The organism is Nonomuraea composti, from assembly GCF_012034275.1.
Classification (GTDB): domain Bacteria; phylum Actinomycetota; class Actinomycetes; order Streptosporangiales; family Streptosporangiaceae; genus Nonomuraea; species Nonomuraea composti.
Genome location: NZ_JAATEP010000119.1, coordinates 1 through 7,117, shown reverse-complemented (window position 1 = coordinate 7,117; position 7,117 = coordinate 1). Strand labels below are relative to the sequence as shown.

General features: G+C 69.0%; 7 protein-coding genes and 1 pseudogene. 4 read left to right on the top strand and 4 right to left on the bottom strand.

Annotation, left to right across the window (positions count from 1 at the left end; translation table 11 throughout):
* Positions 1–571 (bottom strand): TetR family transcriptional regulator (locus HCN51_RS57305; protein ID WP_206069109.1); only part of this gene is annotated, 571 nt, incomplete at its 3' end.
* Between the two features lie 88 nt (positions 572–659).
* Here HCN51_RS57305 and HCN51_RS57300 point away from each other — a divergent pair.
* The gene (locus HCN51_RS57300) at positions 660–1,634 is read left to right on the top strand and encodes an aldo/keto reductase (RefSeq protein WP_168022165.1); all 975 of its coding nucleotides are present in this window, start codon (positions 660–662) and stop codon (positions 1,632–1,634) included.
* Positions 1,635–2,049: 415 nt separating this feature from the next.
* On the opposite strand, the gene HCN51_RS57295 is transcribed toward HCN51_RS57300, so the two are convergent.
* Positions 2,050–2,916, bottom strand: a complete 867-nt coding sequence (locus HCN51_RS57295; protein ID WP_168022164.1) for an AraC family transcriptional regulator — start codon at positions 2,914–2,916, stop codon at positions 2,050–2,052.
* Positions 2,917–2,978: 62 nt separating this feature from the next.
* Positions 2,979–3,764 (bottom strand): phytanoyl-CoA dioxygenase family protein, encoded by a 786-nt coding sequence (locus HCN51_RS57290; RefSeq protein WP_168022163.1) that lies wholly within the window; start codon positions 3,762–3,764, stop codon positions 2,979–2,981.
* Positions 3,765–4,163: 399 nt separating this feature from the next.
* On the opposite strand from HCN51_RS57290, the pseudogene HCN51_RS63315 reads away from it, so the two are divergent.
* The 3 genes and pseudogenes from HCN51_RS63315 to HCN51_RS57275 form a co-directional block, all read left to right on the top strand.
* Positions 4,164–5,012 (top strand): annotated as a pseudogene (locus HCN51_RS63315) (transposase domain-containing protein); the annotation flags it as partial.
* 126 nt (positions 5,013–5,138) lie between these two features.
* On the top strand, positions 5,139–5,546 hold the full coding sequence (locus tag HCN51_RS57280) for a class I SAM-dependent methyltransferase (RefSeq protein WP_346434192.1): 408 nt from the start codon (positions 5,139–5,141) through the stop codon (positions 5,544–5,546).
* Between the two features lie 37 nt (positions 5,547–5,583).
* A complete protein-coding gene (locus HCN51_RS57275) occupies positions 5,584–5,814 on the top strand; it encodes a hypothetical protein (RefSeq protein ID WP_168022162.1) in 231 nt (76 codons plus the stop codon).
* Between the two features lie 268 nt (positions 5,815–6,082).
* Here HCN51_RS57275 and HCN51_RS57270 read toward each other — a convergent pair.
* Positions 6,083–7,117 (bottom strand): MFS transporter (locus HCN51_RS57270; protein ID WP_206069108.1); only part of this gene is annotated, 1,035 nt, incomplete at its 5' end.

Sequence of the window (7,117 nt, the reverse complement as noted above, 5' to 3'; positions counted from 1 at the left end):
CAGCGCGAACCGCGTGATCGTCGATGCCTTGTGGCGGGCGGGTGCCCTTGAAGAGCAGCGTAGCGTAGCCGTGCGTGGTGGACAGGTGCACGTAGACGAAATCGGCGGTGTCGGCCCAGGAAGTGTCGGCGGGCAGCACGTCCGCGGCCAGGCGCATGAGGGCGGCCGTGAGGCGGCGACTCTGCTCCTGGACGGTCGGCCGGTGGGGCTCGGCGAAATCATAGGAGTAGACGAGGTCGAGGCCGGCGCGGTGCTCCAGGACGAAACGGGTGTAGGCGCCCGCGGTGGCAGCGAGCCGGTCCACGGGATCGGGCCCCGCTCGCTCGGCCGCCTCGACGAGAACGTCGGTGATGTCGCCGATGATGGCGGCCGCGCAGGCGGCGAGCAGTGCCTCCCGATCGGGGAAGTGACGGTACGGCGCGGCCGATGACACGCCGACGCGGGCGGCGACCTTCGCCACGGAGAAACCGGTGACGCCCGATTCGGCCAGGAGCGCGAGACCCTCGCGGATCAGCTCGGAACGCAGGTCGCCGTGGTGGTAGCCGCGTTTCGGCGGCGTGGGTCTGCTCACGGCGACCGATTCTCCCTTCCTTTCCAATGTTAGAGTACTCTTACTTAATGTTAGACCACTCTTACATCTGCGGGAATGAGGACGCATCATGGAGCAACGGACCCTCGGACGGCAGGGGCTGGCGGCGTCGGCGCTGGGATACGGCGCGATGGGCATCTCCCTGGCCTATGGGCCGTCGGATGAGGACGAGGGGATCGCGACGATCCGCCGGGCCCACGAGCTGGGCGTGACGTTCTTCGACACGGCCGAGCTGTACGGGCAGGGCGAGAACGAGCGGATCGTCGGCGCCGCGCTCGCCCCGATACGCGACGAGGTCGTCATCGCGACCAAGTTCGGCTTCGACTTCACCGGTACCAGAGAGGGCGGTGTCGACAGCCGTCCCGAGCACATCCGCGAGGTCGTCGACAACAGCCTGCGTTACCTCGGCGTCGACGTCATCGACGTGCTCTACCAGCACCGCGTCGACCCCAACGTACCCATCGAGGACGTGGCCGGGACGGTCAAGGAGTTCATCGACGCCGGCAAGGTCCGCTACTTCGGGCTGAGCGAGGCGGGGGCGAACACCATCCGTCGCGCGCACGCTGTACAGCCCGTCTCGGTTCTGCAAACCGAATACTCCCTGTTCGAGCGGGACGCCGAGATCCTCTTTCCCGTCCTGCGCGAGCTCGGGATCGGGTTCGTCGCCTACTCGCCGCTCGGCCGGGGTTTCCTCACCGGCCAGGCCAAGCCCGGCGCCGAATATGACCCCACCGACATGCGCACTTGGGACGCCCGCTTCCAGCCCGGCAACTACGAGAAGAACCTGGAGGCCACCCAGCGGCTCGCCGACCTGGCCGCGACCAAGGACGCCACCGTTGCCCAACTCGCCCTGGCCTGGCTCCTGGCCCAGGGCGACGACATCGTTCCCATCCCCGGCACCCGCAGCATCCAGCGGCTGGAGGAGAACGTGGCCGCCGCCGACCTCACCCTCGACGACAGCGACCTGAAGCGCATCGCCGAGATCCTCCCGACCGGCGGCTTCGGCGCCCGCTACCCCGAGGGCATGCTCCCCACTTGGGACTGACCCCGCTGACCGGGCACGACCTTCCTGAAAGCAGCGGGCAGGCCGCTGCCGTCCGCAGCCGCGCCCGCGCTATCGGGCACGGCGATGCCCAATAGAGTAGCTGTGCGCAGTGTTCCGATTTCGTCACACTGCGATCACGTCACAGCCAGCCCTTCAGCTTCGCCTTTAGCCTCTGGCCTGGGGTTCTTCTCGGGTGGCAGACGCTGGTTGATCTTGTTTTCGGTGGACGGGGTGTCGCGGGCCTGAGCCTGATTCTTTAGGGCGTTTCCGGGTGGATTTGGAACAGCGGCGGGGGTGCCGAGCAAGCGGTGGATGTTGCGAAATCCGCAGCGGACGCCTCCGGGGTGAGTGGCCGACCTGCGAGTGGTTCTCTCAGGGGCGACGCAGGCCTCTATCCGCGGGCAGGTCGCTGTGTTCAGCGGTGCTCGGGCTCCACCGGGAGCCACAGTTCGGCGTCGGCCTCGGTCTTCTCCGGCGACAGCTGGATGCGGAGGATCTCGGGGCCGGTGCGGGTGCGGTACGGGTTTGACGGGAACCACTCGGTGAACACGTCCCGCCACAGCTCCTGGATGGCCCGTGGCGCGGGCCCGGAGGTGGTGAAAACCGCCCAGGTGCCGGCTGGGACGGCCAGCGTGGTCGCGCCTTCCGGAGCGGCCGCGGAGGTGATCACGCCGTGGTGGTAGTCGAGTTCATTACCCTCGGCGCGGCTGGGGTCGACGTCGTCGCATACCGCGACGATGCCGGACGGTTCCTGGTCCGACAGCTTCTCCAGGCGTTCCAGGGCCTGTGGATCGATCTTACGGACGAAGTCGATGATGGCCTGGTTCGGGCCCGCGTGCACCAGCGGTACCCGGGCTTTGAACCCGACGACGGTGAAGTCAGCCTTGTCCACGACGCGGTACCGCATGCTGCTGCTTCCTTCGATGGTGAGACGGAAGGTCATGCGGGATTGGGAGGTGAGCGCGGCGCCGGTACGCCGGGCCTCGCCTGGTCCGATGCCGTGCATGGCACGAAACGCCCGCGCGAACGCCTCACCGGAGCCGTAGCCGTAGCGCACCGCGATGTCCAGCAGCGTTGCACGCCCCGCGAGTACTTCGGCGCCCGCGAGGGTGAGCCGGCGGCGCCGGACGTATTCCGCGAGCGGCATGCCCGCCAGTGCGGAGAACATCCGGCGCAGGTGCTGCTCCGAGGTGGCCGCGATGCGCGCCAGCTCCTCCACGTCGACGGCTTGGTCCAGACGGCCCTCGATGTGCTCCATGGCCTGGTTCAGCCGCTCCAGCATGCGTGCCCCTCCTTCCGCGGCCTCTTCACGGCCGCCCTGCCGACGATAGTCGGCAAGCACCTCTATCCGGCGCCGCCCCCGTCCCGTCCCAGCCCCTGGCGGATCGCGATCTCCACCAAGGAGTACGCGCCGTCGGCCCGATCCAGTTCGTACGGCGCGGCCGGCAGGAGCGGCGGCTGGGCCATGAAGCGCGGCCGCGCCCCGTGGTGCGGTTGCGCAGCGTGCACCAGGAACGGGTGGCACAGGAAAACGTCGCCCGGGGACCCGGTGGCGAGGGCGAGCGGCCGGTGGTCGGACGCCGCCACCAGATCGGGTGCGAGGGTCAGCCCGCTCGCCCCGTCCTCCCCGTACTTCTCCAGCACCTTCGGCACGTCGAGGTGTGAGCCGACCCGGATCCGGGTGGGGGCATCCTCTTCACCGACTTCGCTGAACAGGAACAACATCAACAGCGCCCGCCCCTTGGAGCGCAGATTCGTGAAGTACCAGCTCTCGCCCTCCGGCAGATAGCTGCCCTCGATGTGCCAGCCCGCGTCGTCCGGTTCCTCCTCGTGGGGGAAGCGCAGCGGGAACGTACCCAGTGAGTAGCGCGGCTCCCAGCGTCCCGCGCCGACGAGCAGGTCGTACGCATGGTGCAGGGCCGGGGAATTGGGTGCGGCCGCGAACGGCCCCTGCGCCATACCCGCCACCCAGTGCACGGGCTGCGTCCATGTCGACGGGTCCTCCGGATCGCAGCCCGTCTCCCGCCACAGCAGCCGCGCACAGTCCGCTGCCACGCGCGGCGCGACGGCACCCTCCAACTTCACGAAGCCGTCGCGAAGGAAACGAGATTTCAAGGTCGTGTCATCCATGCCCCCATCGTGCGACGACACCGGCCCAGATCACCCGACATCCTCGCTACCGCTTTTGTCGGGTATGCGGATGAGCGTACGGTCTCCGATCGTGCCGCCCGCCGACGGAGGCTCGCCCAAGGCCAGGGAGTCAAGGCTTTCGCGAAGCCGTCAAGACGTGGTTCTCAGGACATGAGGACGGTGATCCAGTAGAACGGTGATCTTCCACGACCAGCCGTCAAAGAACTGGACCTCCGTTGCTTGCCGAGCATGCCAGCTCCGCTGTTTCCCACGCTGTCGAGACAGATGCTTCGGCCGCTCGGTGACCGGGAGGTTGTTCGCTCCCGGGCATGTGGGTGAGCTGACCGCGCTCGTACCGTTCGGGCTCGTCGATGCGGTCCTGGAGGAACCCGCGGCGTTCAGCGTCGTCTGCGCGCGCTGCCCTCGTGTGTCGGGGTCTACGTCCTGCTGGCGATGTGCCTGTTCGCCGAGGTCGGCTACCTGCTGGTCTGGCAGAGGCTGACGGCCTCGCTGACCGCTCTGCCGGTCGTGACCCTCACCGCCAAAGCGCTGCGTGGGCTGCTGTTCCGGATCTCCGCGGCCACCAGGGTCTCCGTCGACTTCGCCGGCTTCGCCGAGCGCTACGGCGCGGGATACGCCGACCGGCTCAAGCTCGTCCGGCTCCCCGAGTGCGCCCTGACCGGCGGCTGCGAGCGCCGGCGCACGCCCTCGCTCAAGGACGGCACCGACCGCCCGGTCGTACCGTCGCTCAAGAGCGGGACCAAGTTGAGCGCGCAGGTCCCCGCCGGGCTGTTCGCCGTCACGGCCGGCCCTGAGGGCGAGGAGGGCTCGTTCAAGGCGACGCCGCTCGCGCTCTCCGGCGACTGGCAGGTCATCACGGGATCGGGGAACTTCACCTACAACTACGATGTGCCGCTGCAGCAGGCGCCCGCCGGCCCGACGCCGTCGCTGAGCCTGAGCTACTCCTCCGGCACGGTGGACGGCATGGTGTCGGGCAAGAACACCCAGAGCGGCCCGATCGGGCTGGGCTGGGAGACTTCGCCGATGCCGGCCACAGACCCTCAACCCCTACGCCTACGGGCTCAACAATCCCACGGCCTTCTCCGACCCCAGCGGCCTGATCCCCGACACGTGCGCCTTCGGAGAGGTCAAGTGCTCGTTCAACGGCAAGGGCTGGATCAACGCCCAGCCCGCGCCCTCGACTCCCGACCCGCCGCCGGCGGCCCAGGAGCTGTGCGCTCCCGGTAGCTCGGGCAACAACCATCCCGCCTGCGGCCCCAGGCGCGAGCGCGCCACCATCACCGCCATCCATCCGGCGTTGTCCCGCAGGTACTTCACGCTTGAGCATGAACTTACTTTGTAAAGCCGGAGATCGTGCTGAAGAACGCGTTCGGCTGGACCCAGTACGAAGGTCACGGCCCCGGCGACGAACTGCTCGGCGACCCCGCCACGGCGCTGGAGCTCGGCTCCAGCCGCGGGCACGCGGTCGCGGCGCTGGCCACCAAGGGCATCGACGCGACCGGCGTGGACCTGTCGCCCGTGCAGATCGAAGGGGCTCGCCAGCAGTGGGGGCATCTGCCGAACGCGCACTTCGTGCACGCCGACATGATCACCTTCCTGACCGAGAGCCGGCGCCGCTGGGAGGTGTTCCGCGCCACTCTGCATGAAGACGTAGTCGGGTTGTCGGTCGTTGATCGTGTTGCTCTTCGGCCGATGGGTGGGGTGGGTGTGTCCGGTTTCGTGTGCGACGCCACCGTGAGCATGAGGCAACCTGGGGCATGATGCTGGCTGAGCCATCACCGCAACGGGGAGGGCCGGCATGGAGGTGGAGGATCTGTATCTGCAGCGGGCGCGCCAAGCGCGAGCTGACGCTCAGCTGGCCGCCGCGTGCTTGCAGGTGGTCCGGGCCCGCTTGAAGAGCCTGGCTCTGGATCTGCCCGCCGAGCCGGTTCCGGATGGCATCGTCTTCCAGCACGATCGCGAGCGGTCGGCGCTGCAGCGCTGGCACAGCTTGTGGCGCCGACGCATCGCTGGGCCGCGCGTGGCCTAGGCCCATCTGCGGGCTGCTCGTCACCATGACCGGCGGGCCGAGCTGCAACCTGCTCGTGCCGACGAGCAACACGCGCTGGCTGCTTGGCACCGCCGGGCGGCCATCCGGGACCAGAAGGCCGCCGACGCCATCGCCGGCTATCTGTGACGAGGGCGGCTGCTGTCGGCGTACGGGTTCAAGCGCAGAGCCACGTACAAGTAAGCGTGCAGAGGTGCGCCAGGAGGCGAATACCCAGAGCAGTGGGCAGCACGACCGCTGTCGGCGACGCTCAGCGTGGTGACAGACGCTCGGTGACGGAATTGTCTGCCTCAACTCGTGCCCGACGTTGTGCGAGCAGGAACACCAGCCACGCCAGGGCGCTGAGCACGGCGCAGACGAACAGTGCCGCGCGATAGCCGAGGACGTGGGAGATCCCGCCGGCGGCGATGCCCGACACGAGCGAGCCGGCCGTCGCGGAGTTGGCGAACAACGTGGTGGCCCGTCCGGGGGCGCTCGGCAGCAGGTCCTGCATGTGGCTGATGCCCAGCGCGCCCACGACCGCGATGGCGACGCCTCGGGCGATGTGGACGATCACCAGAGCCCCGATGCCGGTGAGCGCCACCACGAGCGCGAAGTAGACCAACATGAGTCCCATGCCGAGCAGGATCATGCGCTGCCTCCAGCGGTCCGGCACGAGCAGCAGGGCGAGCGCTGCGGGGATCTCCGCCGCGGCGCAGAGGCTGAACATCCAGCCCACGTCTTCCGGCGAGCCGTTCAGCACCTCGGTGACATGGAGCGGCAGCGCCACCGCACCCGAGAACATCGCCACGTGGAACAGGGTGAAGCTGGCCAGCGGAAGCGCGACGGCTCGCGAGGTGAGTGGCCGGTCTCTGCTCGCCTCGTCGGGCTGGGGCGCCATCTGCGGGCGGACATCCAGTCGGAGCACGGCCACGACCACCAGGCCAAACCCGCAGGCGGTGGCCGCAAGAACCCCGGAGTAGCCGGGACCGGCCAGTAGCGCGCCGCCGGCCAGCGGGCCGATCGCCCAGGCGAGTGACCACGCCGAGCGTAGGACGGGCGTGCCATTGCCGGTCCTTGCCGCTGCCCCGTTCGTGTGGCTCTTGGCGAGGGCAAAGAGTTGCGGGAACACGGCGCTGCCCGCGCCGAGGAACACCACGCCGATGAGGAGCAGCAGCGGGTACGGCGGTGCCGCCAGGAGCAGCAGGTATCCCGTCCCCGCCAGCGACGCGGCCAGCACCGCAGGCCATCGGCCGGGGCGGTGATCGTAGCGGCGGCCGAGCCAGGCGCTGGCGGCCATACCGCT